Source organism: Amycolatopsis rhizosphaerae, from assembly GCF_007713715.1.
GTDB classification, from domain to species: Bacteria; Actinomycetota; Actinomycetes; order Mycobacteriales; family Pseudonocardiaceae; genus Amycolatopsis_E; species Amycolatopsis_E rhizosphaerae.
Map to the genome: position 1 here is coordinate 1 of NZ_VJWX01000707.1, position 2,720 is coordinate 2,720.

2 protein-coding genes and 1 pseudogene are annotated in these 2,720 nt (G+C 70.1%); all 3 read right to left on the reverse strand.

Features of this window, described 5'->3' with window-relative positions; genetic code table 11:
* Window positions 1-57 precede the first annotated feature (57 nt).
* Window positions 58-1,356, reverse strand: a complete 1,299-nt coding sequence (locus tag FNH05_RS35815) for an ABC transporter substrate-binding protein (protein WP_144593276.1) — start codon at window positions 1,354-1,356, stop codon at window positions 58-60.
* Window positions 1,357-1,376: 20 nt separating this feature from the next.
* Window positions 1,377-2,441 (reverse strand): branched-chain amino acid ABC transporter permease, encoded by a 1,065-nt coding sequence (locus FNH05_RS35820; protein WP_144593277.1) that lies wholly within the window; start codon window positions 2,439-2,441, stop codon window positions 1,377-1,379.
* Window positions 2,438-2,720: pseudogene (locus FNH05_RS35825) on the reverse strand (branched-chain amino acid ABC transporter permease); the annotation flags it as partial. The gene FNH05_RS35820 and the pseudogene FNH05_RS35825, both read right to left, overlap by 4 nt.

The window sequence follows — 2,720 nt, forward strand, 5'->3', positions numbered from 1 at the left end:
GCCGCATCCGGTGCGTGGGGGCGGGCACCGCACCGCGGCGGCCCGCCCCCACGTCGTTCACGCCCCCGGGATCCCGTTGGCGGGCGCCGTGGGCTGAACCACCGAGTACGGCACCACCGCGGAGTCCCCGTCATCCGTCGTCAGCGCGCTGCCCTGCGACACCTGGCGTCCACCTTGGACGATCGCGATCTGCCCGCCGGTGAAGCCCGCGTGCGAAGAGGCGCTGTACCGGAAGGGCACCAGGCCGGGTCCGGTGAACCCGCCCTTGTTCAGCGCGTCGATCAGGCTCTGCCGCGTCGGCGTCTTGCCGGCCGCCTGCAACGCCTGCACGAAGGTGTAGGCGTAGGACATCGCGTAGACCACGTTGCCGTCGAAGGGGATGTCCGGGATGTACTGGTCGTGGATCTTCTTGAACAGCGCGGTCCACGAGTTGCCCAGATCGTCCGTGGCGGGCAGGTAGGCACTGGTGACCAGGCCCTCGATGAGGTCGGACCCGCGCACCGCGCTCCCCGCCTTCTTGGCGAAGTTCTCCAGCAGCCCCGAAACCGTCGTCGGATCGGCCCCCACGCTCGAGGCCACCAGTTTCGGGTTGTAGCCCAGCTTCAGCGCGCCGAGCTTGAACAGCGCGGTGTAGGCCGGGATGCTCTCCAGCACCACCACGTCCGCACCCGAACGCGCGATCGCCGCCACCTGGGGGCCGATGTCGGTGTTGCCCGGCTGGTACGGCTGCCGCGACACCACCTGGGACTGGTCGACGAACTTGTCCAGGCCCTTCATGCCGTCGTGCCCGAAGTCGTCGTCCTGGTAGAAGTAGGCGATCTTCTTCCCGGCGAAGGTCTTCTTCACGTAGTCACCGAGGATCTTGCCCTCCACCGTGTAGTCCGGCTGCCAGCCGTAGGTGTAGGGATGCTGCTGCGGGGAGTCCCAGCAGGTACAGCCCGAAGCCACGAACAGGTCGGGCACGCGGGAGCTGTTGAGGAAGTCCACCACCTTCGTGTGCGTCGGCGTGCCCAGCGAGCCGAGCATCGCGAACACGTTGTCCTGCAACACCAGTTGCTTGGTCAGCGTCACCGTCTGCGCCGGGTTGTACCCGTCGTCGACGTACTTGAAGGTGATCTTGCGACCGTTGATCCCGCCCGCGGCGTTGACGTAGTCGAAGAACGCCTTCGCGGCCGGGCCCTGTTCGCTGTACCCCGGCGCGGCGGGACCGGTCAGCGGCAGTGTCCCGCCGACGGTGACCGTCGTGTCGGTCACCCCCGGCGTGCTCCCGCCCCCACTGCCGGCGCACCCACCGGCCGTCAGCGCGATCGCCGCGGCCAGCGCGACCGTCACGCGCGTCCGTCTCCAAGCGGCCAATTTTCTCTCCTCACAGTGATTCATCGTCGGACAGCGGTACGGAGAAGGCGGCCCACCCGGCGGACGCCGGACTGGATGCCGCCGGGGAACAGCACGATCACCACCATCAGCACCACGCCGTAGAGCACCAGCGGCACGTTGGCGTAGATCTCCCTCGGCAGGTTCGCCGCCTGCGCGAGTTGGGTGGACCAGCTGGGCAGCAGGGTCACGATCACCGCGCCGTACACCGCACCGGCGAGGCTGCCCAGCCCGCCGAGCACCGCCGCGGTGAGCAGCGACAGCGACAGGGTCAGTGTGAACGCCCCGGGCGCGGCCAGGTTGTTGACCAGCGCGAACAGCCCGCCCGCCAGCCCGGCGCAGCCCGCGCTCACCGCAAAGGCCAGGATCTGCGTCCGTGCCACCGAAACCCCCGACAGGGCCGCGGCGTCCTCGTCCTCGCGGACGTAGCGCATGGCCCGCCCCAGCGGGCTGCGGATCAGGTTCGCCAGCAGGAACAGGGTCACCACCAGGCAGAACCCGGCGATCCAGGACTGCCACCGCTCCACCGGGAAGGACTCCCCCAGCGCGAGCGGCGGGGGCGGTGACGTGACGATCAGGCCGTTCGCGCCACCGAGCACCGCCCGCAGGCCGTGGTAGTCGGCCAGCGCGGGCAACCCGACGGCGAGCGCGAGCGTGGCCCCCGCCAGGTAGGGCCCGCGCAACCGCGCGGCGGCCACCCCGACCAGTGCGCCCAGCGCCGCGGTCACCACGACCGCCGCGACGAGCACCGCGGCCGTCGGCCACTGCTGGTGCTGCAGCAGGAGCGCCGAGGTGTAGGCGCCCACCGCGACGAACGCGCCGTGCCCCAGCGAGATCTGTCCACTGAGGCCGGACAGCACGGTCAGTCCCGCGGTCGCGATCGCCAGGTAGGCGATCTGCGCCAGCTGGAGGTTCGCGAAGGCGTCCAGCGACACCGAAAGCACGTAGTAGCCGAGCAGTCCCAGCAGGGACCAGACCAGGTGACGGACCAAAGTGGACTCCCGCCACAGCCGTGCCACCGCGTTGCCCCGCCGGAGGCCGCCGGGCCGTTCGATCGCCGCGGTCATACCCGCCTCCGCACGCCGTGACCGAACAAACCGTTGGGGCGCACCATGAGTACGACGATCAACACGACCAGAGCTCCCAGAGTGACGATGTCCGAACCGAAATAACCCGACACGTAGCCGAGCACCAGGCCGAGGAACAGCCCGCCGATGACCGCGCCCGGCGGGCTGTCCAGCCCGCCGATGACCGCGGCCGTGAACCCGAAGACGAGGGTCGCGTCGAAGGCCGTCGGGCTGACGAAGGTGCTCGGGGCGATCAGCACGCCCGCCACCGCGCCCACC

What these genes read in the sequence shown, in the direction of transcription:
- FNH05_RS35820 (WP_144593277.1), bottom strand. Translation starts at nt 2,441, where the DNA reads ATGACCGCGGCGATCGAACGGCCCGGCGGCCTCCGGCGGGGCAACGCG.